This window comes from Promicromonospora sp. Marseille-Q5078, from assembly GCF_050315395.1.
Taxonomy (GTDB): domain Bacteria; phylum Actinomycetota; class Actinomycetes; order Actinomycetales; family Cellulomonadaceae; genus Isoptericola.
Genome location: NZ_JBNPQG010000001.1, coordinates 2,769,300 through 2,794,535 on the forward strand (window position 1 = coordinate 2,769,300; position 25,236 = coordinate 2,794,535).

Below are 25,236 nucleotides of genomic sequence, written 5' to 3' on the forward strand. Positions count from 1 at the left end.
TCTAGGCCCGCGCGAGGGCTCCGACGGAGCGCGCGCAGCGCCGCGCGTACGCCGCGGGCGGCACACCCAGGGCGCGCGCGAAGTCCGTGCTGAGGTGCGCCTGGTCGTAGTAGCCGACGACGGCGGCCACGTCGGCGAGCGGGCGGCGCGGGTCCGCGGCGATCAGGTCGGCGGCGAGGTGGACGCGGTGCCGCTGCAGCACCCACTTGGGGCTCACCCCCACCCACGCGGCGAAGAGCCGCTGCAGGGAGCGCGGCGTCGTGCCCGCGAGCGCCGCGAGGTCGCCGACGCCCGCGTCGGGGCCCAGGTCTCCCCCGACCACCGCGACGAGCACCCGCGCGACCCGGGCCAGGGCGTCGGCGGAGCGGGGGCTGCGCCGTCCCGCCGCCGCGGCCCGCAGCACCGGTGTGACGGCGGCGACGGCCGCGGCGTCGTCCCCCGCGCGGACGGCCGCGACCGCCCTCCGGCCCGCCGCCTCGACGTCGGCCCCCGAGGGTCCGCCCGGGACGGCCGCGAGCACGACGGCGGCGGGCGCCACGAGACCGGGGCGCACGGCACCGGGGTCGTCGAGCAGCACCCGCAGCGCGCCGGGCCGCAGCTTGGTGCCGAGCACGGCGCCGGACCCGCGCAGGGTCCGCGCGAACAGGCCGCCAGGCATGCCGTGCACGGCGAACCCGTCGGCCTCCGCCACGACGTTGGCGTTCGGGTGCGGGATCACCGTCTGCGTGAACTCGACCCCGGGCGGCAGGTCCCACCGGACCACCCAGTGCCGCTCCACCAGGTCCGCGAGGTCCGGTGCCGGGTCGAGGCGCGCCAGCCCGAACCCGCCCCCGGCCGCGGCCGGGTCGACGATGCCGTAGGTCGAGGCCGTGGGCGCGGTCGGCATCGTCGGCGCGGGTCGGGGCCCGTCGGGTTCGAACACCTGTCGCATTCCTCCAAGACTGCCCCCGCCCGCCGACACGAGCATGGGGAGCGGACGCCGGGACCGCCCGGAGGGACGTTGGAGGAGAACCATGGACCTGTCACCGCTGCACCCGAACCTCACGGTCGCCGACCCGCGCGCCGCCATCGACTTCTACGTCGCGGGCCTCGGGGCCGAGCTGCTCGACACCATCACCGCCGGGGACGCGATCGTCCACTCCGACCTGCGGATCCGCACGGCCCGCGGGGAGTCGACGTTCACGGTGGCCGCCGCGTTCCCCGCCGAGGGCGCCGCGGCGCCGGAGCCGGACGGCCCGACCACCGGCTCGTTCACCCTGAACGTGGACGACGCCGACGCCGCGCACGCCCGCGCCGTCGCGGCCGGCGCCACCAGCACGCAGGATCCCGCCGACTGGTTCCCCGGGTTCCGGCAGGCCGCCGTGCGCTGCCCTGCCGGGCACCGCTGGTTCTTCGCGCAGGTCGCCGAGCACGTCACGCCCGCCGACGTGCAGCGCGCCAGCGACGCGTGGATGGCGGACCAGCAGGCCTGACGACAAGGTCTCAGGCGCCTCGGACCAGCTGGCGGTGCCACTGCAGCGCGGACACGTCCGTCAGCGACGCGACCTGGTCGACGACGACGCGCAGCCGCGCGGCGTCGTCGGCCGCGGCCCGCCAGTCCGCGGCGAACGGCGGCTCCAGGGCGTCCGGAGCGCGGTCGGCCAGCACGCCGACGAGCTCCGCGACGATCTCTCGCTGCGCGCCGTACACGGGCTCGGACTCGCGCGGCGCCATGACGTACGCGACGGCGACGCCCTTGAGCGCGAGGATCTCGTCCGCCGTCTCGGGCGGCACCACGAGCTGCGCCACATAACGAGTCAGGGGACCGTCGCCGAACACCTCGCGCGTCGCGTCCTGGGCCGCCCCGCTGAACCGGCCGATGAGCTGGCTGGTCGCGTCCTTCAGCCGGGCGAGCGCCCGGCGCGAACCGTCGAAGTCCGTGACCAGGTACCCGGTGTCCCGCAGTCGGCACAGCGCCGCGTCGATAGCCTCCGGCTCGTGCCAGGCGCCGTACCAGGAGCGCACGTGCGCGGCGACGCGGGCACGCTCGTCCGCGTCGTCCAGCACCCGCAGGTCGAGCCGGCCGCCGACCACGGCGTCCTCGACGTCGTGCACGGAGTAGCTGATGTCGTCGGCGAGGTCCATGACCTGCGCCTCCATGCACCGGACCCGGCTGCCGATCGACCCGCGGCGCAGCCACTCGAACACCGGCCGGTCGTCGGGGTAGACACCGAACTTGCCGGTCGCAGCGCCGTCCGGGCGCGCGGGCCCCGCACCGAGGCTCCAGGGGTACTTGACGCTCGCGTCGAGGCTCGCGCGCGTGAGGTTCAGGCCGCGCGGCGAGCCGTCGGCGGCGAAGACCTTGGGCTCGAGGCGGGTGAGGAGCCGCAGCGTCTGGGCGTTCCCCTCGAAGCCACCGATCCCCTGCGCGACCTCCGCGAGCGCCCGCTCGCCGTTGTGCCCGAACGGGGGGTGCCCGAGGTCGTGCGTGAGGCAGGCGGTGTCCACGAGATCGGGGTCGCACCCGAGCGCGCGCCCCATCTCCCGTCCCACCTGGGCGACCTCGAGCGAGTGCGTCAGCCGGGTGCGCACGAAGTCGTCGCTGCCAGGCCCCAGCACCTGTGTCTTGGCCCCGAGCCGGCGCAGGCCCGAGGAGTGCACCACGCGGGCGCGGTCGCGCTCGAACGCCGTGCGGTGCTTCGACTTGGGCGGCTCGGGGTACCAGCGCTCGGTGTCCGCGTCCGTGTACGACCCGAGCCACTCCTCGCCCGTGTCCGGGCGTGCCGCCGGGCCCATCACGTCGGGGTCGAAAGCGCCCTGCTCGAAGGTCTGCACGCTGGCAGCCTAGCCATCGTCGCCGACGCGCCCCGCCGCGTCGGCGGCGGTCGCGACGAGGCCGCGGTAGAGGCCGGTGCGCAGCTCGCGCGCCCAGGGCTCGTACCCCGGCATGCCGAGCTCGCGGGCGACGGCGAGCTCGGCCTCCACGTCGTAGGGCACCCGCACGTGCTGCAGGGAGAACGGCGCCGGCTCCTCGGAGCCCGGCACGCCCTCGAGGATCGCGTAGACCGGCGTGGGCTCGTCGATCGGGTTGCCGACGGACCCGGCGTTGAACAGCGTCCGGCCCCGGTGGACGTCGACGAACGCCTGGTGGATGTCGCCGTAGCCGACCGTCGACGGCTCGCGCCCCGGGCCCGTGAGGTCCGTCGTCGCGAACATCCCGTGGAACTCCTCGCGCGTGTGCTCGCGGCGCACCCGCGTGTGCACGCTCGTCGCCGACGCGTGGAAGAGCCGGATCGCCCGGCCGCTGAGCAGCAGGTCGTGACTCAGCGGCTTCGCGGCGAGCCACGCGCGCTGGTCGGCGCGCAGCTCGTCGCGCCACCACACCATCTCCTCGGCGCCGTCGTCGCCGATCGCGGGCAGGAAGTCGTCCCAGTTGCCGCGCACGTCCGCCTCGCACACCTCGCCGAGCCGGTCGACGACGGCGCTCCCCCGCGGCCCCTTGCCCGCGTCGTCGCCGAGGTTGACCACCCGCGTGATCCCTCGCGCGGCGACGTCGGCGAGCACGGCCTCGAGGGCCCCGAGGTTGCCGTGGACGTCCGAGATGATGGCGAGTCGTTCCAGGCCGCGGGTCACGGGGTCGATGCTGCCACGCCGCACAGGTTCAGCGGCGGCGGCGGCCGATCGCCCAGCCGGCGGCGAGCGCGATCGCGATCCCGACGACCTGGCCGCCCAGGATCACCCGGTTGAGGTCCAGCACCGGCTGGTAGCGCGTGCCCTCGGCCGAGACCACGAACACGCCCAGCGGCTTGACGCGCAGCCCGTAGCCGCCGCCACCGCCGCCGCCCTCGCCGTGACCCTCGCCGTGGGCCTCGCCCTGCAGCTCGCCCTTGGCGTCGCCCTGCGCCTCGCCGGACGCGTCACCGCGAGCGGACCCGCCGCCCGGGCCGTCGGGCGACGCCGACCCCGCCGCGCCGCCGGTCTCGGCGGCGTCGTCCGTCGCGGGGGCCTCGGAGCCGCCGGAGCCGACGCTGAACGACCGGCGCCAGCCCGGCCCGGAGCCCTCGCCCGCGCTCTTGCCGGTGCCGCGGCCGGAGCCGCTGCCCGTGCCGTTGCCGGCACCGTTGGCGGAGCCGTTGCCGGCGCCACCGCCCGAGCCGGTCCCGATCCCGCCCCACACCTTGGCGACGGGGATGATGAGCTGGCCCTGGTGCTCGTAGGGCTCCCCGTACGCACGGCGCACGGAGAACGAGTCGTCGGCGGCCTCGGTGAGCCGCCCGAGGTCCGGGGCGTAGGTGCGCGTGTCGTCGGTCATGACGCTCAGGCTAGGACCCCGCTGTGACCGCCGCCACAAGGATCGGGGGTGGATCCCGCAAAGATCCGGACGGATCTCCCCGGGAGCCGCCCCCGATCCCGGCGGCGGCCACTTGTCAGCCCGTGACTCAGCCCGTGACTCAGCCCTTGACGGAGCCCGCCGTCAGGCCGCCCACGATGTACTTCTGCAGGAAGAGGAACAGGGCGAGCACCGGGATCGCGGACAGCACGGCCCCGGCCGCGAACAGCCCCCAGTTGGCCTCCAGCAGCGACGACACCCAGCCGTACAGCCCCACGGCCAGCGTCCAGCTCGACTCCGACTGCAGCACCACCCGCGCGATGATGAACTCGCCGAACGTGCTGATGAAGCTCAGCAGCGCCACGACGGCGAGGATCGGCGTCACCAGCCGCAGGATGATCGTCCAGTACACCTGGGCGTGCGTGGCGCCGTCGATCTTCGCGGCCTCGTCGAGCTCCCGCGGCACGGTGTTGAAGAATCCGTACATGAGGAACGTGTTCACGCCCAGGGCGCCGCCGAGGTACACGCAGATCAGCGCGAGCTTGGAGTTGAGCCCCAGCGCCGGCACGACCTCCCCCAGCGAGATGAGCAGCAGGAAGATCGCGACGAACGCGAGCATCTGCGGGAACATCTGGATGATCAGCAGCGACGTCAGCCCCGGCCGCCGCCCGGCGAACCGGAAGCGGGAGAACGCGTACGCCGCCGCCGCGCCCATGAGCACCGTGCCCGCCGCCGTCGCGACACCGATGACGAGGGTGTTGCCCATCCACGTCCAGAACTTCGTGGCGCCCAGCGCCGCGTAGTTGGCGCCGCTGACCTCGGCGAACAGCTCGTTCGAGCCGGTGAGGGTGCCCGTGGGCGACAGCGACGCCGACACCACGTAGACGATCGGGAAGACCGCGTACAGCACCGCCACCACACCCACGACGTGCCGCCAGCCCAGCTCCCGGGCCCAGCGGCCCGGCGACATGCGGTGCCGCAGCACCTGCTCGCCCGCGGCCCGGGGCACAGCGTCGGTCACCGTCGTCATCAGCTCATCTCCTCGAGCTTGCGGGTCTGCCGGAAGGCGATCGCGGAGATGACCCCGACCACCACGAAGATCACGATGGACAGCGCGCTCGCCAGGCCGTAGTCACGCGGCGCCGACCCGTCCAGGCCGGACACGTTGTAGACCATCGAGATGAGGATGTCGGTGTGCCCCAGCGGCACCGACGCGTCGTCGAACCGTGGCCCGCCGCCCGTCAGCATCTTGATCAGGGTGAAGTTGTTGAAGTTGAAGGCGAAGCTCGAGATGAGCAGAGGCGCCGTGGCCACCAGCAGCAGCGGCATCGTGATGGCCCGCCACATCCGCCACCGGCCCGCGCCGTCGATCCGCGCCGCCTCGTACACGTCGCCCGGCAGGGACTGCAGCGCGCCCGTGCAGATGAGGAACATGTACGGGAAGCCGAGCCACAGGTTCACGCCCAGCACCGACAGCTTCGCGAGCCAGGGGTCGGTGAGCCACGGGATCGCGGCGCCGCCCAGCAGCACCTGGTTGATCACGCCGAAGCTCTTGTTGAGCATCCCGGACCACAGCAGGGCCGCGAGGAAGCCCGGCATCGCGTACGGCAGGATCATCAGGGTCCGGTACACCTTGCGGCCGCGCAGGCGCGGGTCGTTGAAGACCATCGCCAGGAACATGCCCAGCGCGAAGGTCGTCACGACCGACAGCACGGCGAACGCGAACGTCCACAGCAGGATCTTGACGAACGGGCCCGCGTACCGCTGGTCGCCGAACGCGGTCGCGAAGTTCTCGAAGCCCACGGTGACGCGCCAGCCGACGGCCAGCGTCTCACCGTCCGCGGACTCGAACTGGCCGTCGTCGTTCGGCTCGTACACCACGCCGGTCGACGTGTCCGTCATCGTGTCGGCGGCCTCGTCGTACTCCAGCACGGACCGGAAGACGTAGCCCGTGCGGGCGTCCTGGGTGCGTACCGAGCCGGCGGCCGCGTCGTCCGAGACGGTTACCCGCAGCGCGGTGACCTCCTGCTGGCGCTGCAGCACCGTCGCGCGGTCCAGCACCGTCCAGCCGGGCACCTCGGTGACGACGCCGTCGGCGACCGTCGCGTCGTCGGCGGCGGCGAGCGGCTCGTCGGCGGTTCCGACCTCCACCCCCTCGTCGTCGACGACGGCGAACCCGAGGTCGCCGGCGTCCGACTCCACGACGGTCAGCGGCAGCGCGGGCGACCCCTCGACGCGGCGCTCGTTCTGCACCAGGAGCGCGTCGACCGCCTGCTCCTTGGTGGAGTTGTGCCCGTCGCCGTAGTTGGTGAAGGCCACGTACCCCGTGTACCCGATGACGTACACCTGGTACACGAGCAGGAAGGCGAGGCCGGGGAGGATGTACTTCAGCGGCAGGGACCGCTTGGTGAAGTACACCCAGTTGGCGGCGACGAGGAGCGCCAGCATCGCGGCGAGGATCCCCCACGACCCCGCGCGCCAGGCGGCGAGGACGCCGAAGACGCCGAGGGCGTCCACGAGCGCGACGAGCACGAGCTTGACGGCGAAGCCGGCTCCGGAGAAGCCCCCGGAGCCGGCCGCGGCGCCCTTGTAGCGGGCACGGAACATCAGCCGAGCGCGCCCTCGATGTCGGAGACCATCTTGTCCCAGGCCTTGACCGGGTCGTCGGCCTTGCCCGAGATGATGCTCGCCTCGGTGACGCCCCAGAACGACCAGACGGAGCCCATCTCCGGGATCGACGGCATCGGCACGGCGGACGCGCCGACCTCACGGAAGCCCGCGACCAGCGGGTCCGAGGACGCCTTGTCCGCGGCCTCGGTCAGCGCCGGCGGGCGGCCGCCGGCCTCGAACAGCGCGGTCTGCGCGTCCGTGGTCGACAGGTAGTTCACGAGGAAGTCGTTGGCCAGCAGCGCGTTCTTGCTCTGCGCACTGACGTAGAAGCCCTGCACGCCCACGAACGGCTGCGCCGGCTGGTCGCCCGGCGCCGGGATCGGGTCGACGGCGAGCTTCAGGTCCTTGAACTGGTCGAGCATCCACGGACCGCCGACGATGAACGGCGACTTGCCCTTGGCGAAGGCCTCGACGGCGATGTCGTACGAGATGTCCGTGCTGAGGTTGCCCGCCTCGCCCTGCTCGGAGAGCCAGGTGGCGAACGCCTCGCCGTTCTCGCCGCCGAGGGCGAGCTCCGGACGGTAGGAGCCGTCGTCGTTCTGCTCGAACACGGGAGCGCCGAACGACGTCTGGAACGGGTAGTACGTGTACGGGTCGCCCTTGTCGCCGTCCGACTGGATGAGGAACGGGAACTTGGTGCCGGCCTTCTTCCCCGCGGCGATCATGTCGTCGTAGGTCGTCGGGGCCTCGGGCGCGAGCTCCGTGTTGCGGATCAGCGCGATGTTCTCGATGGCGTAGGGCAGGCCGTAGACCTGGCCGTCCTGGGTGAACGCCTGCACCGAGACCGGGATGAAGTCGTCGGCCTTGTCGCCGAGCTCGACCGGCTGGACCACGCCGTTCGTGGTGAACTCGCCGAGCCAGTCGTGCGCGCCGACGGTGATGTCCGGGCCCTCGCCGGTGGGGACCTGGGCGAGGAAGTCCGCGCGGATGTCCTCGAAGTTCTTCTGGACGAGCTCGACGTCGACGCCGGACTCCTTTTCGTACGCCTCCGCGGCGGCCTGCACGGCAGCCTCGCGCGTCTCGTCGACCCACACCGTGAGCGTGCCCGAGGCGGCCGGCGCCGCGCTCGTCTCCGCCTCGGCGGACGAGCCGCCGCTCGGCTCGCCGCCGCCGCACGCCGTCAGGGCCAGGGTGGTGGCCAGGGCAGAGGCGAGAAGGATGCTCCTTCGCATCGTGGTAACTCCCAGCTGTCATCGGTGGAACGGCCCGGCGTCACCGCCGGGCCTTGAATGCCCACAACGTACGGACCGTTGCAGCGCGATGCAAGATCTTGCGATAACTTTTCAGCAACGCGTCGCAACGAGCGCGCCGCGCTACCGGGTCCGGCGGACGACCCGCTGGTATCCCACTCCAGGACGAGGAGGTCCCGTGTCCCCTACGATTCCTCGGGTGCGCACCCGATTGAGCGACCTGGCGGAGCAGGCAGGCGTGTCGACGGCGACCGTGTCGCGCGTGCTCAACGGCAAGCCCGGCGTCGCGAGCTCCACCCGGCAGGCGGTGCTCGCAGCCCTCGACGTCCTCGGCTACGAGCGTCCCTCGGTGCTGCGCAGCCGGTCCGCCGGTCTCGTCGGCCTGATCGTCCCGGAGCTCACGAACCCGGTCTTCCCTGCCTTCGCCCAGGCGATCGAGTCGATCCTCGCGCAGCGCGGGTACACCCCGCTGCTGTGCACCCAGGCGCCCGGCGGCACCACCGAGGACGAGTACGTCAGCACCCTGGTCGACCACTCCGTCGACGGCATCGTGTTCGTCTCCGGCCTGCACGCCGACTCGCGCGCGGACCACACGCGCTACTCGATGCTGCGCAGCCAGGGCGTGCCGATCGTGCTGGTCAACGGCTACGCGCCGGGCATCGACGCCCCCTTCGTCTCCCCCGACGACGCCGCCAGCGTGGACGTCGCCGTGCAGCACCTGGTCACGCTCGGCCACCGGCGGATCGGCCTCGCGATCGGCCCCGAACGGTACGTGCCCTCCCGCCGCAAGCTCGCCGCGTTCGTCGCCGCCCTCGTGCGGCACGGCCTGGCCGACGACGAGGCCGCGGCCCGGGAGCACGTCCGCTCGAGCCTGTACACCCTCGAGGGCGGGCAGGCCGCGGCCGCCGAGCTCCTCGACGCCGGGCACACCGCCGTCGTCTGCGCGTCGGACCTCATGGCCCTCGGGGCCGTCCGGGCCGCGCGCTCCCGCGGGCTGTCCGTGCCCGACGACGTGTCCGTCGTGGGCTACGACGACGCCCCGCTCATCGCGTTCACCGACCCGCCGCTGACCACCGTCCGGCAGCCCGTCGAGGCGATGGCGCGCGCCACGGTGAGCGCGCTGCTCACCGAGATCCAGGGCGAGACCGCCCCCCGGACCGAGCTGCTCTTCGCCCCCGAGCTCGTGGTCCGGGGCTCCACGGGGGCGGCCCCGCGCGACTGATCGCAGTCCCGGCGGGGGCGGTTCCTGCAATTCTTGCAGCAACGATTACACTCGGCGGTCTGCACGGTTCGCCCGTGCCCCGAGCACGTCCGCGCGCTCCCGTGCGCGTCCGTGCCTGCCCGACCCGAGCCCCCGATCAGGTGAGGAAGCCAGCGATGACCTCCACCCAGCCCATCCCCGCCGCCGCCGCGGCCCGCGACACCGACGGCGACCTGCTCCGCACCGGGTCCGTCGTGCACGCCGGGGACGACGCCGCGCGGCAGTGGTGGCGCGACGCCGTGATCTACCAGGTCTACCCGCGGTCGTTCGCCGACGGCGACGGCGACGGGATCGGCGACATCCCGGGCGTCACCGCCCACCTCGACCACCTCGACGCGCTCGGGATCGACGCCGTCTGGCTGTCGCCGTTCTACCGCTCCCCGCAGAACGACGCGGGCTACGACGTCGCCGACTACCGCGACGTCGACCCGCTGTTCGGCACGCTGGCCGACTTCGACGACCTGCTCGCCGGCGCCCACGCGCGCGGCATCCGCGTGATCGCCGACCTGGTGCCCAACCACACCTCCGACCAGCACGCGTGGTTCCAGGCCGCGCTCGCCGCCGCCCCCGGCTCGCCGGAGCGCGCGCGCTACGTGTTCCGCGACGGGCGCGGCCACGCCGGCGACGAGACGCCCAACAACTGGCAGTCGATCTTCGGCGGCCCCGCCTGGACGCGGCTGGCCCCGCGCGAGGACGACGGCCCCCGGGGGCCGCAGTGGTACCTGCACCTGTTCGACTCCACGCAGCCCGACCTCGACTGGCAGAACCCCGAGGTGCGCGCCGAGTTCGAGGACGTGCTGCGCTTCTGGCTCGACCGCGGCGTGGACGGCTTCCGCGTCGACGTGGCGCACGGCCTCGTCAAGGCCGACGGCCTGCCCGACTGGGACGGGCACGTCGAGATGGTCGCCGGCAGCAGCGACGACGCCGCCGAGGCGACCGGCGACGTCGAGCCCGGCGCCCCGGAGGACGGCTCCACCGGCGCCGGCAACCAGGGCCCGATGTTCGACCAGGACGGGGTGCACGAGGTCTACCGCGCCTGGCACCGCGTGCTCGCCGAGTACGACGGCGACCGCTGCCTGGTGGCCGAGGCCTGGGTGGAGCCGCTGAGCCGGCTCGCCCGGTACGTGCGGCCCGACGAGATGCACCAGGCGTTCAACTTCTCGTTCCTCACCACCGGCTGGGACGCCGCCGCCCTGCGCTCCGTCATCGCGGCGTCGTACCGCGCGAACGACGAGGTCGGCGCCCCCACCACCTGGGTGCTGTCCAACCACGACGTGGTGCGGCACCCGTCGCGCCTCGGCTCGGCCGACCCGTCCGTGCGGCCCAACGGCGTCTTCGCGACCGACCCGCAGCCCGACGAGGAGCTCGGCCTGCGCCGCGCCCGCGCCGCCAGCCTGCTCATGCTCGGCCTGCCGGGCTCGGCGTACCTGTACCAGGGCGAGGAGCTCGGGCTGCCGGAGCACACGGCCCTGCCCGCCGAGGTGCGTCAGGACCCGGCGTACTTCCGCACCGGAGGCACCGAGGCGGGCCGCGACGGCTGCCGCGTGCCGCTCCCCTGGTCGGCCGACGCGCCGGGCTTCGGCTTCGGGCCCGCCGGCGAACCGTGGCTGCCGCAGCCCGCGTCGTTCGCGCGTTACGCCGCGGACGCGCAGTACGGCGTCCCGGGCTCGACGTTCGAGACGTACCGGGCGGGTCTCGCGCTGCGCAAGGCCGAGGGCCTCGGCCACGGCGGGCTCGCCTGGATCGAGGCCTGGGCCGAGTCGGCCGACGTGATCGCCCTGCGCAACCAGGACGTCGTCGTCGTGGCCAACCTGGGCTCCGAGCCCGTGCTGCTGCCGCGCGGCGCCGAGGTGCTGCTCGCGTCCGGGCCCGTGGCCACCGACCGGTCCGCCGACCCGCAGACGCGCGTCCCCGCCGACACCACCGTCTGGCTCCGCGCCTGACCGCCCGCATTCGCTGGTGGCGCCTGTCGAGACCAGGTCTCGACAGGCGCCACCAGCGGACGGGACGTCAGCCGCCGCTGACGCTCAGCTCGGCCTCGCGCAGCCGAGCCTCGAAGTCCTCGTCGAGGTCGCGGGAGTCGAGCCAGCCGTAGGGCAGGTGCGGCTGCTTCGGGGAGCCGGCGCGGCCGCGCGGCCCCTCGGCGTCCTCGCCCGGGTAGGGCAGGGAGAGGTCGAGCGCGTCGAGACGCTCGCGCAGCTCGGCCAGCGTGGAGACCATCGCCAGCGCGCGCCGCGCGTCTCCCCCGGCCGCGTAGCCCTTGAGGTACCAGGCCATGTGCTTGCGCAGGTCGCGCATGCCCTTGCCCTCGTCGCCGTCGTAGTAGTCGATCATCAGCTCGCCGTGGCGGTAGATCGTCTCGGTGACCTCGCGCAGGCCGGGGCGCACCCGCGTGGTCACCCCGTGGAACGCGGCCGCGAGGTCCGCGAACAGCCACGGGCGGCCCTGGCAGCCGCGGCCCACGACGACGCCGTCGGCGCCGGTCTCGCGGACCATCCGCACGGCGTCCTCGGCCGACCAGATGTCCCCGTTGCCGAGCACCGGGACGGTGCGCACCTCCTCCTTGAGCCGCGCGATCGCGGTCCAGTCGGCCGTGCCGGAGTAGTAGTCGGCGGCCGTGCGGGCGTGCAGCGCGACCGCGGCCACGCCCAGCGACTCGGCGATGCGGCCGGCCTCGAGGTAGGTGAGGTGGTCGTCGTCGATGCCCTTGCGCATCTTCACGGTGACGGGCACGCCGTACGGCTCGGCGGCCTGGACGGCGGACCGCACGATGTCGGTGAAGAGCTGGCGCTTCCACGGCAGCGCGGAGCCGCCGCCCTTGCGCGTCACCTTGGGCACCGGGCAGCCGAAGTTGAGGTCGACGTGGTCGGCGCGGTCCTCGCCCGCGATGATCTTCACCGCGGCCCCGACCGTGGCCGGGTCCACGCCGTAGACCTGCGCGGAGCGGGGCGTCTCGTCGTCGCCGAACGTGACGATGCGGAGCGACTCGGCGTTGCGCTCCACGAGGGCGCGGCTGGTCACCATCTCCGCGACGTACAGCCCGGGGTCGAAGCCCTGCGACGCGCCGGCCTCGCGGCACAGCGTGCGGAAGGCGCGGTTGGTCACGCCGGCCATCGGGGCCAGCACCACCGGGGTGTCCACGGTGATCGGCCCGATCTGCAGCGGCGGCAGGACGCGCGCGGCGTCCGCGGCGTCGACGACACCGTCGGCAGGGCCGGGGGTGCCGGGCGCCGACGTGCTGACGGGATCGAGGGTGGAAGTCACGTCCACTATTGTCGCAAACCCCGTCGGCTGCTCAGAGCCAGCCGTTCTCGTGCGCGATGCGCACCGCCTCGGCGCGGGTGCGCGCCCCCGTCTTGCCCATCGCCGCCGACAGGTAGTTGCGCACCGTGCCCTCGGAGAGGAACGCCTCGGCCGCGATCTGCGCGACGGTGCCCCCGTCGGCGGCGAGCGCCAGCACGTGCCGCTCGCGCTCGGTGAGCGGGCTCGCGCCCACGGCGAGCGAGGCGACGGCGAGGTCCGGGTCGACGGCGCGCAGCCCCGCGTGCACGCGGCGGACGGCGTCCGCGAGCTGCTCGGCGGGCGTGTCCTTCACCACGAATCCGCTGGCGCCGGCGTCCAGGGCGCGGCGCAGGTAGCCCGGCCGCCCGAAGGTCGTCACGACCAGCGCGCGGCACGACGGCAGCTCGCGGTGCAGGGCGGCAGCCGCCGCGATGCCGTCCAGGCCGGGCATCTCGACGTCGAGCAGGGCGACGTCGGCGACGGAGTCCCGGGCCGCGTCGAGCACCTCGTCGCCGCGGCCCACCTGCGCCACCACCTCGAGGTCGGGCTCGAGGTCGAGGAGGGCGGCGAGCGCCCCGCGCACGAGGGCCTGGTCGTCGGCGAGCAGCAGTCGGATCACGGGTCGATCCTGGCACCCGCCGCGGGTGCGCCCGGGCGCACGGTGACGGCGAGGCGGAACCCGCCCAGCGGACTCGGGCCCGTCTCCAGCACCGCCCCGTCGGCGCGGGCGCGCGCGGTCAGCCCGGTCAGCCCGTGCCCGCCGCCGTCGCCCCGGCCGCGTCCGTCGGCGGCCGCCACCCCGGCGCCGTCGTCGTCGACGACGAGCGCGTCGGCGTCCACCGTCACGACCACGCGCGAGGCGCCCGAGTGCCGCAGCACGTTGGTGGTGCCCTCCCGCAGCACCCAGGCGAACAGCTCGCGCCGGTCCGCCGGGACGTCGTCCACCGCGCCCGGGAGCTCGGCGACGACGCCGGCGGCGTCGAGCGCGGAGCGGGCGGCCGCCAGCTCGCCGGCCAGCGTCACCTGCCAGGCCCCGGCCACCGTGCCCCGCACGTCCGCGAGCGCCGACCGGGCGAGGCCCTGGATGTCGCTCACCTCGGCGGCCGCCCGCGCGCCCGGCGACCCGTCCGGCAGGTTGCCGGCGTCGGCCCGCAGCAGCTTGGCGGCCAGCTCGGCCTTGACCGAGATGACGGTCAGGGAGTGGCCGAGCACGTCGTGCATGTCGCGGGCGATCCGCTCGCGCTCGCGGGCGACGGCCAGGTCGGCGAGCTCCTGCTGCGCGGCGATCAGGCGCCGGTTGCGGTCGATGACCTGCATGAACCCGTAGACGGCGGCGCTGGCCAGGACCACCGCCAGCGCGTTGCCGTCCTCCGGCGCCCAGCCCGGCAGCACGCGGGGCAGCACGAGCATGACCAGGATGCTCGCCCCGACGATCCACACCGCCGCCCGGCTCCCGACGGAGTAGATCGCCGTGACGCACACGAAGACGAGCCCGACGAGGCCGTGCTCCTGGGCGGCGACGCACGACAGGGCGACGCACGCCGCCTGGATCACGAGCAGCACGACGGCGGCACGGCGCGGCACCCGCCCCCGGCGCTGCAGGGTGAGGATCGTCCCGGCGAAGATGACGGCCACGCCGAGCACGCCGAGCACGCCGACGACCCGCACCGCGGCGGGCTCGGCGTCGAGCGCCACGGAGAGCGGCTCCGCGAGGAAGACGACCCAGACGACGGAGACGAGCACGCCGATGCGCCGCCTCGTCCACGGCGGGGCGCCGGGAGCACCGGGGGCGGCGGGGGCGACGGTGGGGGCGTCGACGTCACGCCCCCCACCGTGCCACGAGCGCCCGGCACCGTGGAGCCGGTGCTCACACCCGCGCCGTGTCCTTGCGGAACCGCCACGCCGCGCCGACGGAGAAGAGGGCGGCCCAGGCGACCACGTTCACCACGGCCGCGACGCCGAGGTCGCCGCCGAGCGGCGCGTGCACCAGCTCGGCCAGCCCGTACGTGGGGAAGACCTGCGCGACGGTGCCCCACCAGCCGTCACCGAGCGGCACGAACAGCCCGCCGGCGAAGGACAGCAGCGCGAGCAGCGGCCCGAGGATCTGCATGACGTTCTCCGCCGGGAGCAGGTAGCCCATGAACAGGCCGAACGCCGCGAACACGAGGGACCCCACCCAGGCGAGGACGGCGCACAGCACCCAGGCGCCGGCCGACATCTGGGCCCCGGCGAACGCCGCCACCACGAGGGTGAGCAGGACGGAGGCCGCCCCCAGCACCATCGCGCCGGCGAGCTTGATCCCCACGTAGACGGCGGGCCGCAGCGGGGTCAGGCGCAGCTGGCGCGTCCACCCCTGCGCCCGCTCGACGGACACGCTCGCACCGCCCGCGGTGGCGGTGACCATCGCCCCGTACAGCGCCATCGACACGCCGATCCAGCCGGTGACGTTGCCGTTGCCGGTGCTCTGGTTCGCGTAGTCGCCCTGCAGCCCGAAGATGAGGAAGAGGACGGGCGGCATCACCATCGAGAAGATGAGGGTGCGCCGGTTGCGCAGCGAGCGACGCAGCTCGACGCCGAGGTAGACGCGCGCGGCGGCGAGGGGCCGGATGCCGGGCCGGGGGCCGGCGACCGCCGGAACCGTCGTCGTGCCGGGGGTCGAGGTCGTGGCGCTCATCGGGTGGCTCCGTCCGTGCTCGGTGCTGCGGTGGTGAGGGCGACGAAGGCGTCCTCGAGGTTCTCCGAGGCGACCTCGAGGTCGCGCGCGGGGGTCTGCGTGAGCAGGAAGCGGGCGACGACGTCGGAGTCGCCGGTCCGCACGACCAGGCGCGACCCGCGGTGGTCGATGGCGTCCACGACCGGCAGGTCGCGCAACCGCGCGGCGACGGCGGCGCGCTCGGCGTCGTCGTCGATCCGGGCGCTCACCGCGCGGCCGGACGCGAAGCTCTTGACCTCCGCCGTCGAGCCGTCCGCGACGACGCGGCCCTGGCTGACCAGCACGACGCGGTCGGCGTACGTGTCGGCCTCCTCCAGGTAGTGCGTGGCGAAGACGACGGTGCGGCCGGCGGCGGCGTCGGCGCGGATGGCCGCCCAGAACTCGCGGCGACCCTCCACGTCCATGCCGGTGGTGGGCTCGTCGAGGAGCAGGAGGTCGGGCTCGCTGACCAGCGCCATCGCGAACCGGAGGCGCTGCTGCTGGCCGCCGGAGCACTTGCCCACCATGCGGTCGGCGAGCTCGGCGATGCCGGCCCGCTCGAGGTAGGGCGCCGGGGACCCGGTCCGGCCGAACAGCGCCGCGGTGAGGGCGACCGTCTCGGCCACGGTGATGTCGCGCAGCAGCCCGCCGGTCTGCATGACGGCGGCGACGCGGCCGGCGGCGATCGCGTCAGCGGGGTCGGTGCCGAACACCTCCACGGTGCCGGAGGTCGGGGCGCTGAGGCCGAGCACCATGTCGATCGTGCTGGTCTTGCCGGCGCCGTTGGGGCCGAGGAAGGCCACCACCTCGCCGGGGGCGATCTCCAGGTCGATGCCGTCGACCGCGCGGACGGGGCCGGCGGACGACGGGAACTCCTTGCGCAGCCCGCGCAGGCTCAGCGCGGGGGCGGGGCGGGTCGTCGATGTCATGACTCGATCGTCGTCCCGCGGCGCCCTGACCTGCAGGGTCGCCTGTCACGACGTGGCCATGACATCTGTCATCGGTACGCCGAGATAGAGAGGCTCCTCGCCGAGATAGAGAAGGGACGGGCCGCACGTGCTGCCGCCCCGTCCCTTCTCTATCTCGGCGAGGTGCCTCTCTATCTCGGCGGGACGGGACGTTCAGCCGAAGTTCACGCCCTGCGCCAGCGGCAGCTCGGTGGAGTAGTTCACGGTGTTGGTGACGCGGCGCATGTACTGCTTCCACGAGTCGGAGCCGGACTCGCGCCCGCCGCCGGTGGACTTCTCGCCTCCGAACGCGCCGCCGATCTCCGCGCCGGACGTGCCGATGTTGACGTTGACGATGCCGCAGTCCGAGCCGACCTCGGACAGGAAGGTCTCCGCCTCCCGCACGTCGAGGGTGAAGATCGCGCTGCTCAGCCCCTGCGGGACGTCGTTGTGCAGGGCGATGGCCTCCTCCAGCGTGTCGTAGGTCAGCACGTAGAGGATCGGCGCGAACGTCTCCCGACGCACGACGTCCGTCTGCGCGGGCATCCGCACCAGCGCCGGGGAGACGTACGCGGCGCCGGGCGCGCCGTCGACCTCGGCCGCCTCTCCCCCGACGACGACCGTGCCGCCGTCGGTCCGCGCCTCGTCGAGCGCGGCGAGCATCCGCTCACGGGCGCCGGCGTCGGTGAGCGGTCCGACCAGCGTGCCGTCGGCGCGCGGGTCGCCGACGGGCAGCCCGGCGTAGACCGACTGCAGCCGCCCCACGAGGTCGTCCACCACGGACGAGTGCACGATGAGCCGGCGCAGGCTGGTGCACCGCTGCCCGGCCGTGCCGGCGGCCGCGAACACGATGCCGCGCACGGCGAGGTCCAGGTCGGCCGAGGGCGCGACGACGGCCGCGTTGTTGCCGCCGAGCTCCAGCAGGTACCGGCCGCCGCGCCCGGCGACGACGGGCGCCACCTGCTGCCCCATCCGCTCCGAGCCCGTGGCCGACAGCAGCGCGACGCGCCGGTCCGCGACGAGCGCCTCCCCCGCCTCGCGGGCGCCGAGCACCACGGTGCTCACCGCCTCCGGGAACCCGGCCTCGGCGAGGGCGCGCCGCAGCAGGGCGTTCGACGCGAGCGCGCTGAGCGGCGTCTTCTCGCTCGGCTTCCACACGACGGTGTCGCCGCAGACCAGCGCGACGGCGGTGTTCCACGACCACACCGCGACGGGGAAGTTGAACGCGCTGACCACGCCGACGACGCCGAGCGGGTGCCACTGCTCCATGAGCCGGTGGCCGGGTCGCTCGGACGGCATCGTGCGCCCGCCCAGGGACCGGGAGAGGCCGACGGCGTAGTCGCAGACGTCGATCATCTCCTGCACCTCGCCGAGGGCCTCGGAGGTGATCTTGCCGGCCTCGATCGTCACCAGCTCGGCCAGGTCCGCCTTGTGCTCGGTGAGCAGCTCGCCGAGGCGGCGCACGACGCCGCCCCGCACGGGCCCGGGGACCGAGCGCCAGGCGCGGAACGCCTCCGCGGCGGCGGTGACGGCCGCGTCGACGTCCGCGCGGTCCGCCTCGGGAAGCGTGAGCAGCGCCTCGCCGGTCAGCGGCGAGACGACCGGCAGCCCGCCGTCGGCGGGGGCCGCGGGGACCTCGGCGCCGATGCGGGTCAGTGCGGCGAGCGCGGCGTCGTGCAGCTCGGTGGTCAACGGGCTGAGGGTCTGGGTGGTCATGCCTGGGCTCCCTGCTGGGTGGAGGAGTTCTCAAGGTGGTGGGGGCCGACGCCGAGGCGCTGCGCCGCGCGGTCGCGCGACGCCGCCACCTGCGCGGCGTACAGGTCGAAGGGGTCGTACAGCTCGCGCCCGACGGCGCCGGCCATCCAGTCGGCGTCGCGCTCCGCGCCGGCCTGGCTGGCGTCCTTGGCGCCCTCCTCGGTGAGGTTCGACTGGAAGATGCCCGCGGCCGAGCGGGGCAGGAAGTCCTCGTAGACGATCGGCTCGCGCCGCACCACGGCGGCCCGGCCCGCCGTGGTCTCGACCGGCTCGACCGACGGAGCGACCTCGTAGGTGAAGTACCCGAGGCCCTGCTCGACGAGGCCCGCCTCCGTGGCCGGGAACGTCTCGCGCCAGACGTCCGCCGTCGCGCCCTGCACGATGGCGGCGTCGTAGCGCGCCCGGCCCTGCCGGGTCAGGGCGATGCCGCGCGCCTCGACCTCCCCGAACCGCACGCGCAAGGAGTCCTGCACCACCTCGCCGTCCGGCGTGCGGAACGTGCGGGGCTCCGCGAGCGCCCGGAACGACGTCTGCCGCAGCAGCACGTCCGGCCCCTCCCACCGCGGCGGGCCCTGGATGGCGTCGATCATCGTGATGCCGCGCGCCTCCATGCGGGCGTACAGGTCGTCGATGTCGAGCACCCGCGGGGTGAGGTGGTTGATGTGCGTGGACGCCACCCCGCCGATGTCGGCGGCCACGGCGGAGACGGCCTCGAGCTCGCGGTACCAGGCCTGGTCGACCGGCTCGCGCCCCAGCTCGAACGCGGCAGTAGCGAGGCGCAGGAACTCCGCGGCGTCGTCGTCGGCCAGGCCGCCGTCGGCCTCGGCGCGGTCCGCGAGCGCCAGCAGCGCGGGCCCGAACAGCGTGCGCGCGCCCAGGAACCGCTCGAGCCGGTCCTGCAGGTCGGCGCTGAAGAACCGCCGGTCGCCCGGCACCAACAGGGACGTGAAGACGCGGAACGGGTTGCGCGCCAGCTCGGCGCGGTCCACGGGCCGGAACGCCGTGGAGATCACGGGCACGGACGACGACGAGGCGTCGCGCAGGTCGTAGAAGCCCACCGGGCGCATCCCCATCGCGCCGAAGACCCGCGCCACCTGCTGGATCTCCGCGGGCGTGCCCACCCGGATCGCGCCGTGCCGCTCGGCCGTGACGCGGTCGATCGAGCCCAGTCGCTCGGCGTCGGCGCCGCGGTCCCGCACGACGTCGGCGTTGACCTCGTGGGACACCTCCAGCAGCGTCGTGTACGCGGGCACCTCGCGGCCGTACATGTCGGACAGCGAGCGCGCGAACGCCGCCCGCAGCTGCCACGGTTCCCAGAAGGTGTCGGTCGTCACGGTGTGCGCTTCCTCTCTCAGATGATGTTGGCCTCGGTGCGCGCCCGTCGCGCACCGAAGCGCCGGGCGTCGAACGCCGACACGTCGACCCCGTGCGCGGCGGGCGTTCCGGCGCGGCCGAGGTACAGGTCGGCGATCGCCTCGCCCACGGCGGGCGCCTGCAGGAACCCGTGCCCCGAGAAGCCGCACGCGTACAGCACGCGGGCGTCGCCGGCGGGCCGCGGCGCCTCCCCGACGAGGGCGTCGTGGTCCGGCGTCAGCTCGTAGAGCCCGGCCCAGCCCCCGGTCAGCGGCGCATCGGCGAGCGCCGGGGTGGCGCGGACGGCGAGGTCGCGCAGCCACGGCTCCCACCCCGGGTCGTAGGCGGTGTCGAAGCCGACCGGGGTGCCGGGCTCGGAGGCGCCGAGCAGCAGCGTGCCGCGGGTGTCCGCGTTGTGCAGGTAGAAGGTGGTGCCGAAGTCGATCGTGAACGGGATCGTCGGCGGCGCCGGCTCGAGCGGCGCGGTGAGCGCGATCTGCCGCCGCACGGGGTCCACGGGCAGGTCCAGGTCCACGAGCGCGCCCACCGGGCGGGACCAGGCGCCGGCGCACAGCACGAGCGCGGCGGTCGTGACCCGGCCCCGGGGCGTGACGACGGTCAGCCGGCCGTCCGCGCAGGTCTCGACGGCCGTCACCGGGGCGTGCGTGACGACGCCCGCCCCGTGCCGCCGCGCGCCGTCTGCGTAGCCGGCCACGACGGCGGCGGGGTGCGCCCAGCCGTCGCGAGGGGCGAACGCGGCCCCCGCGTAGGCCGTCGCCGAGAGATAGGGGTTGAGGCGCCGGGCCTCGGCCACCGTGAGCAGGCGGCTGTCGACCCCGCACTCGCGCTGCACGGCGACGGAGCGGTCGAACAGCGCGACGTCGTCGTCGGACGGCAGCGCGAAGAGGTAGCCGGGCTGGCGCAGCCCGATCCGGGCCCCGGGCCGGCGACGGAAGTCCTCGAACAGCTCGAGGCTGCGGTGGCCGAGCGTCACGTTGGCCGCGTCGGAGAACTGCGCCCGCACGCCGCCGATCGGCTTCCCGGAGCTGCCCCGGCCGAGCTCGCCGGACTCGAGGAGCAGGACGTCGGCCCCTGCCTCGGCCAGGTGGAACGCGACGGACGTCCCCATGACGCCGCCCCCGACCACCACGACGTCGGCCCGCCGCGGGACGTCCTGGTCCTGAGCCATGCGCTCATCGTGGCCCGCGGGAGCGTCCAGCACCATCGAAGGTTCGTCGCCTAATCCGTCAAGTTTCTCTGCACGGTTGTAGCCTGGTCAGGTGGACGTCAGCGCTGCCGAACCCTCCGTGCGCGACCTGCCGTGGTCGGGGCTGCGCGCCCTGCGCGCGCTGGCCGAGCACCGCACGATGACGGCCGCCGCGGCGGCGACGGGCTTCACCACGGGCGCGGTCTCGCACCAGCTCGCCGCGCTCGCCCGGGCCCTCGGCACCGAGGTGGTCCGCCCGCACGGCCGGGGCGTCGCGCTCACCGAGGCGGGGCTCGCCCTCGCCGAGCGTGCCGAGACGCTGCTCGCCACCCAGCGGGACGCCGTCGACGCCGCGCGGGCCGCGAGCGGCGACGCGTCCGGCACCGTCCGCGTCGGCGCCTTCGCGACCGTGGCGGCGAGCCTCCTGCCCCAGCTGATCGCCCACCTCGCGGCGGCGCACCCGCGCATCACGCTCGTGGGGATCGAGCTGACCGTCGACGACGTCGCCGGCGCCGTGCGCCGCGGGGACGTCGACCTCGGCCTCGGCCTGGACTACCCCGGCGCCCCGATCCCCCGGCTGCCCGGCACGACGCTGCGCCCGCTGCGGACCGAACGGTTCGAGCTGGTGTCCGTGCCGACCTCGGACCTGCCGGCCCGGATGTACCTCGCCGACGTCGCGCACCTGCCGTGGATCCTGCCGCCGCTGCCCACGCACTACGGCGCGGCGGTGCGCGGGGCGTGCCGGGCCGCCGGCTTCGAGCCGCGCGCGGCGCACGAGGTGAACGACACCTCGACGACGCTCGCGCTGGTGGCGCAGGGGCTGGGCGTCACCCTGGCCACGCCGATCATGCGGAGCCTGCGGCCGGCGCACGACCTGCGCACCACCACGCTCCACGACCTCGTGGAGCGGGAGATCGTGCTCCTCGAGCCGTCGACGGCACCGCGGCGGCCCGCCGTGGAGGCCGTGGCGCGCACGATCGAGGCCGTCGTGCACGGCACCGGGCGCCCGTTCTCGCTCAGCCTGTGACGGTCAGCACGGACGTCGACGACAACGTGCGCCCGTCCGGACGGCAGGCGTCGGGGCCCGGGTCCGCAGCTGCGGACCCGGGCCCCTGCTCGTCCCGCGGGGGTCAGAACGCGGCGAGGTGCTCCGCGAGGTACGCGGTGACCTTGGCGAGGGACACCCGCTCCTGCGCCATCGTGTCGCGGTGGCGGATGGTCACCGCGTCGTCGTCCAGGGTGTCGAAGTCGACCGTGACGCAGAACGGCGTGCCGATCTCGTCCTGGCGGCGGTAGCGGCGGCCGATCGCGCCGGCGTCGTCGAAGTCGACGTTCCAGCTCCGGCGCAGCTCGGCGGCGAGGTCGCGCGCCTTGGGCGACAGGGCCTCGTTGCGGGACAGCGGCAGGACGGCGGCCTTGACCGGCGCGAGGCGCGGGTCCAGCCGCAGCACCGTGCGCTTGTCGACGCCGCCCTTGGTGTTGGGCGCCTCGTCCTCGGCGTACGCCTCGACGAGGAACGCCATGAGGGACCGGGTCAGGCCCGCGGCCGGCTCGATGACGTAGGGCAGCCAGCGCTCGTTCGTCGTCTGGTCGAAGAACGACAGGTCCTTGCCGGAGTGCTCCGAGTGGGTCTTCAGGTCGAAGTCGGTGCGGTTGGCGATGCCCTCGAGCTCTCCCCACTCGCTGCCGGTAAAGCCGAACCGGTACTCGATGTCCACCGTGCGGGTCGAGTAGTGCGAGAGCTTGTCGGCCGGGTGCTCGTACAGGCGCAGGTTCTCGGGGTCGATGCCGAGGTCCGTGTACCAGCTCATGCGGGTGTCGATCCAGTACTGGTGCCACTCGGCGTCGGTGCCCGGCGCGACGAAGAACTCCATCTCCATCTGCTCGAACTCGCGCGTGCGGAAGATGAAGTTGCCCGGCGTGATCTCGTTGCGGAACGACTTGCCGATCTGCGCGATGCCGAACGGCGGCTTCTTGCGCGACGCCGCCGCGACGTTGGAGAAGTTCACGAAGATGCCCTGCGCCGTCTCGGGCCGCAGGTAGTGCACGCCGGACTCGTCCTCGACCGGGCCGAGGTAGGTCTTGAGCATCATGTTGAAGTCGCGGGGCTCGGTCCACTGACCGCGGGTGCCGCAGTTCGGGCAGGCGATCTCGGCGAGGCCGCCCTCGGGCGCGCGGCCCTTCTTCTCCTCGAACTCCTCGATCATGTGGTCCTCGCGGAACCGCTTGTGGCAGGAGAGGCACTCGGTCAGCGGGTCGTTGAACGCGCCGAGGTGGCCCGACGCGTGCCACACCGGGGTGGGCAGGATGACGGCGGAGTCGAGACCCACGACGTCGTCGCGGCGCGTCATCGCGCGCCACCACTGCTGCTTGATGTTCTCCTTCAGCTCCACGCCGAGGGGCCCGTAGTCCCACGCGGAGCGCGTACCGCCGTAGATCTCGCCGGACTGGAACACGAAGCCTCGCCGCTTGGCGAGGGAGACGACGGCGTCGAGCTGGGCGGTCGGGGACGGTGCTGCCACGGATCACTCCTGGGTGTCGGGCCGCCACGTGGCTCGTGGGGCCGGTGCGGGGAACGCCGCCCGGTCGGCACGTCGGGGCCCGACGTCGACCGGCTGCGGTGCCACCAGCCTACCGGGGCCGTCGCGGCCCCCCGGGCGCCGACAGGTCGCACCGAGTTGACAACGGTTCTCAATCTCCTGAGAATCGTTCTCATGCTTCGCCGACGCGCGGCCCTCGCCGCCCTGCCCGTCCTCGCCCTGCCCGCCGTGCTCGCCGGGTGCTCCACCGACGACGGCGGCTCCGACGGCACGCTCGAGGTGCTCGCATCGTTCTACCCGCTGCAGTACGTGGCCGAGCAGGTGGGCGGCGACCTGGTGTCGGTCTCGAACCTCACACCGCCGGCCGCCGAGCCGCACGACCTCGAGCTCTCCCCCGCGCAGGTGCGGGAGATCGGCACCTCCGACCTCGTCGTGTACTCCTCCGGCTTCCAGGCCGCCGTGGACGACGCCGTCGAGACGCAGTCCCCGGAGCACGTGGTGGACACCAGCGACGTCGTGACGCTTGAGGCGCACCCGGGCACGCCGAGCGAGGCCGCGGACGACAGCGAGGAGAGCACGGGCGAGCACTCCGAGGACGACGGCCACGACCACGGCGGCGAGGGCGCCCAGGACCCGCACTTCTGGCTGGACCCGACGCGCCTGGTCGACGTCGGGCACGCGGTCGCGGCGTCCCTCGGCGAGGCGGACCCGGAGCACGCCGCCGTGTACGCCGAGAACGCGCGCACCCTGGAGAAGTCCCTCAAGGAGCTGGACGGCGACTACTCGGCAGGGCTGAAGGAGTGCGCGTCGCGCACCCTCGTCACGTCGCACGAGGCGTTCGGCTACCTCGCGGAGCGCTACGACCTGGAGCAGGTGGGCATCGTCGGCCTCGACCCGGAGGCCGAGCCCTCCCCCGCGCGGCTCCGCGAGGTCGGTGCCATCGTCGAGGAGAACGACGTCAGCACGATCTTCACCGAGACGCTCACCAGCCCGAAGGTGGCGGACACCCTCGCCAAGGACATCGGCGTGACCACCGCCGTCCTCGACCCGCTCGAGGGCCTGTCCGAGGACGCGGCCGAGGCCGGGGACGACTACGTCTCGGTCATGCAGGACAACCTGGCCGCGCTCACCGAAGGGCTCCAGTGCTCATGACGACGCTCGCCACCGACTCCCCGGGCGGGTGCGCGACGCCCCCCGACGACGGCGTCCCCGCGATCGAGGCCCACGACCTGCACGTGCGCCTCGGCGCCAGCCCGGTGCTGCGCGGGGTGGACCTCACCGTCCGGCGCGGCGAGGTGGTCGCGCTGCTCGGCGCCAACGGCTCCGGCAAGTCCACCCTGGTGCGCACGCTCGTCGGCGTGCTGCCGGCCACCGCCGGCGAGGTGCGGCTGCTCGGCCACGCGCTCGGCAACGACGTGCCCTGGGGGCGCGTGGGCTACGTGCCGCAGCGCGTGAGCGCCGCCGCCGGCGTCCCGTCGACCGCTGCCGAGGTCGTCGCCTCCGGCCTGCTGCACGGCCGGCGCCTGCGGCTGCCGCGCGGCTGGCGCGCCCGCGTCCGCGAGGCGCTCGACCTCGTCGGGCTCGCGGACCGCGCCCGGTACGCCACCCACCAGCTCTCCGGCGGGCAGCAGCAGCGGGTGCTCATCGCCCGCGCCCTGGTCCGCAGACCCGAGCTGCTGGTGCTCGACGAGCCCGTGGCGGGCGTCGACCGGCCCAGCCAGGAGGCGTTCGCCGCGACCATGACGCGCCTCGTGGACGACGGCATGACGGTGCTCGTCGTGCTGCACGAGCTGGGCGAGCTCGCGCCGCTGGTGCAGCGCGCCGTCGTCCTGCGGCACGGCCGCGTGGTGCACGACGGCGCCCCGCCGACCCCGCAGCCCGGGCACGGCGGCGAGTCGCACGAGCACGTGCACCCGCACGAGCACTCCCGCACGTACCAGCGCGCCGAGGACGTGCGCCTGGCCGACGGGCCCTTCGAGACGCGGACCGACAGCAGCGAGGACGAGGTGGCACCGTGAGCGGCCTGTGGG

Annotated in this window: 22 protein-coding genes; 6 read left to right on the plus strand and 16 right to left on the minus strand. The window is 74.3% G+C overall.

Annotation, left to right across the window (positions count from 1 at the left end):
* Position 1: 1 nt before the first annotated feature.
* Entirely contained in the window at positions 2–922 is a 921-nt protein-coding gene (locus ACQFYA_RS12965) for a helix-turn-helix domain-containing protein (RefSeq protein WP_499124769.1), read from the minus strand.
* Between the two features lie 91 nt (positions 923–1,013).
* Here ACQFYA_RS12965 and ACQFYA_RS12970 point away from each other — a divergent pair, with 91 nt between their 5' ends.
* Complete coding sequence (locus ACQFYA_RS12970; RefSeq protein WP_499124770.1) at positions 1,014–1,472, plus strand: VOC family protein; 459 nt, start codon at positions 1,014–1,016, stop codon at positions 1,470–1,472.
* A gap of 10 nt (positions 1,473–1,482) precedes the next feature.
* On the opposite strand, the gene ACQFYA_RS12975 is transcribed toward ACQFYA_RS12970, so the two are convergent.
* From ACQFYA_RS12975 to ACQFYA_RS13000, 6 genes are all read right to left on the minus strand, one after another.
* Positions 1,483–2,775, minus strand: coding sequence for a deoxyguanosinetriphosphate triphosphohydrolase (locus tag ACQFYA_RS12975; protein WP_499127529.1), 1,293 nt, complete (start codon positions 2,773–2,775; stop codon positions 1,483–1,485).
* Positions 2,776–2,823: 48 nt separating this feature from the next.
* Positions 2,824–3,612, minus strand: a complete 789-nt coding sequence (locus tag ACQFYA_RS12980) for a metallophosphoesterase family protein (protein ID WP_499124771.1) — start codon at positions 3,610–3,612, stop codon at positions 2,824–2,826.
* Between the two features lie 28 nt (positions 3,613–3,640).
* Complete coding sequence (locus ACQFYA_RS12985; protein ID WP_499124773.1) at positions 3,641–4,291, minus strand: hypothetical protein; 651 nt, start codon at positions 4,289–4,291, stop codon at positions 3,641–3,643.
* Between the two features lie 139 nt (positions 4,292–4,430).
* On the minus strand, positions 4,431–5,339 hold the full coding sequence (locus ACQFYA_RS12990; protein WP_499124775.1) for a sugar ABC transporter permease: 909 nt from the start codon (positions 5,337–5,339) through the stop codon (positions 4,431–4,433).
* Positions 5,339–6,916, minus strand: a complete 1,578-nt coding sequence (locus tag ACQFYA_RS12995; RefSeq protein ID WP_499124777.1) for an ABC transporter permease subunit — start codon at positions 6,914–6,916, stop codon at positions 5,339–5,341. Before ACQFYA_RS12995 ends, ACQFYA_RS12990 begins: the two co-directional genes overlap by 1 nt.
* The gene (locus tag ACQFYA_RS13000; protein WP_499124779.1) at positions 6,916–8,151 is read right to left on the minus strand and encodes a sugar ABC transporter substrate-binding protein; all 1,236 of its coding nucleotides are present in this window, start codon (positions 8,149–8,151) and stop codon (positions 6,916–6,918) included. Before ACQFYA_RS13000 ends, ACQFYA_RS12995 begins: the two co-directional genes overlap by 1 nt.
* A gap of 217 nt (positions 8,152–8,368) precedes the next feature.
* Here ACQFYA_RS13000 and ACQFYA_RS13005 point away from each other — a divergent pair, with 217 nt between their 5' ends.
* A complete protein-coding gene (locus tag ACQFYA_RS13005; protein WP_499124782.1) occupies positions 8,369–9,391 on the plus strand; it encodes a LacI family DNA-binding transcriptional regulator in 1,023 nt (340 codons plus the stop codon).
* A 155-nt stretch (positions 9,392–9,546) separates the two neighbouring features.
* A complete protein-coding gene (locus ACQFYA_RS13010; RefSeq protein WP_499124785.1) occupies positions 9,547–11,373 on the plus strand; it encodes a glycoside hydrolase family 13 protein in 1,827 nt (608 codons plus the stop codon).
* 67 nt (positions 11,374–11,440) lie between these two features.
* Here the strand turns inward: ACQFYA_RS13010 and dusB are convergent, their stop codons facing one another.
* From dusB to ACQFYA_RS13050, 8 genes are all read right to left on the minus strand, one after another.
* Positions 11,441–12,694 (minus strand): tRNA dihydrouridine synthase DusB, encoded by a 1,254-nt coding sequence (gene dusB / locus ACQFYA_RS13015; protein WP_499124787.1) that lies wholly within the window; start codon positions 12,692–12,694, stop codon positions 11,441–11,443.
* A 31-nt stretch (positions 12,695–12,725) separates the two neighbouring features.
* Positions 12,726–13,331, minus strand: a complete 606-nt coding sequence (locus ACQFYA_RS13020) for a response regulator transcription factor (RefSeq protein WP_499124790.1) — start codon at positions 13,329–13,331, stop codon at positions 12,726–12,728.
* A complete protein-coding gene (locus ACQFYA_RS13025) occupies positions 13,328–14,455 on the minus strand; it encodes a histidine kinase (protein WP_499124793.1) in 1,128 nt (375 codons plus the stop codon). The genes ACQFYA_RS13020 and ACQFYA_RS13025 overlap by 4 nt, the downstream gene beginning before the upstream one ends.
* Positions 14,456–14,579: 124 nt before the next feature.
* Complete coding sequence (locus tag ACQFYA_RS13030) at positions 14,580–15,386, minus strand: ABC transporter permease (RefSeq protein WP_499124795.1); 807 nt, start codon at positions 15,384–15,386, stop codon at positions 14,580–14,582.
* Entirely contained in the window at positions 15,383–16,333 is a 951-nt protein-coding gene (locus ACQFYA_RS13035) for an ABC transporter ATP-binding protein (protein WP_499124797.1), read from the minus strand. Before ACQFYA_RS13035 ends, ACQFYA_RS13030 begins: the two co-directional genes overlap by 4 nt.
* Before the next feature lie 192 nt (positions 16,334–16,525).
* Complete coding sequence (gene amaB, locus ACQFYA_RS13040; protein WP_499124800.1) at positions 16,526–18,067, minus strand: L-piperidine-6-carboxylate dehydrogenase; 1,542 nt, start codon at positions 18,065–18,067, stop codon at positions 16,526–16,528.
* Positions 18,064–19,440: a 2-oxoadipate dioxygenase/decarboxylase gene (hglS, locus tag ACQFYA_RS13045; RefSeq protein ID WP_499124802.1), complete on the minus strand. Its 1,377-nt coding sequence runs from the start codon at positions 19,438–19,440 to the stop codon at positions 18,064–18,066. Before hglS ends, amaB begins: the two co-directional genes overlap by 4 nt.
* Positions 19,441–19,457: 17 nt before the next feature.
* Complete coding sequence (locus ACQFYA_RS13050; protein ID WP_499124804.1) at positions 19,458–20,648, minus strand: NAD(P)/FAD-dependent oxidoreductase; 1,191 nt, start codon at positions 20,646–20,648, stop codon at positions 19,458–19,460.
* A 91-nt stretch (positions 20,649–20,739) separates the two neighbouring features.
* Here ACQFYA_RS13050 and ACQFYA_RS13055 point away from each other — a divergent pair, with 91 nt between their 5' ends.
* Complete coding sequence (locus ACQFYA_RS13055) at positions 20,740–21,693, plus strand: LysR substrate-binding domain-containing protein (RefSeq protein WP_499124807.1); 954 nt, start codon at positions 20,740–20,742, stop codon at positions 21,691–21,693.
* A gap of 103 nt (positions 21,694–21,796) precedes the next feature.
* Here ACQFYA_RS13055 and ACQFYA_RS13060 read toward each other — a convergent pair whose 3' ends face one another.
* Complete coding sequence (locus tag ACQFYA_RS13060) at positions 21,797–23,188, minus strand: glycine--tRNA ligase (RefSeq protein ID WP_499124810.1); 1,392 nt, start codon at positions 23,186–23,188, stop codon at positions 21,797–21,799.
* A gap of 192 nt (positions 23,189–23,380) precedes the next feature.
* On the opposite strand from ACQFYA_RS13060, the gene ACQFYA_RS13065 reads away from it, so the two are divergent.
* Entirely contained in the window at positions 23,381–24,358 is a 978-nt protein-coding gene (locus ACQFYA_RS13065; RefSeq protein ID WP_499124812.1) for a metal ABC transporter solute-binding protein, Zn/Mn family, read from the plus strand.
* The gene (locus ACQFYA_RS13070) at positions 24,355–25,224 is read left to right on the plus strand and encodes a metal ABC transporter ATP-binding protein (RefSeq protein ID WP_499124815.1); all 870 of its coding nucleotides are present in this window, start codon (positions 24,355–24,357) and stop codon (positions 25,222–25,224) included. Before ACQFYA_RS13065 ends, ACQFYA_RS13070 begins: the two co-directional genes overlap by 4 nt.
* Positions 25,225–25,236 lie beyond the last annotated feature (12 nt).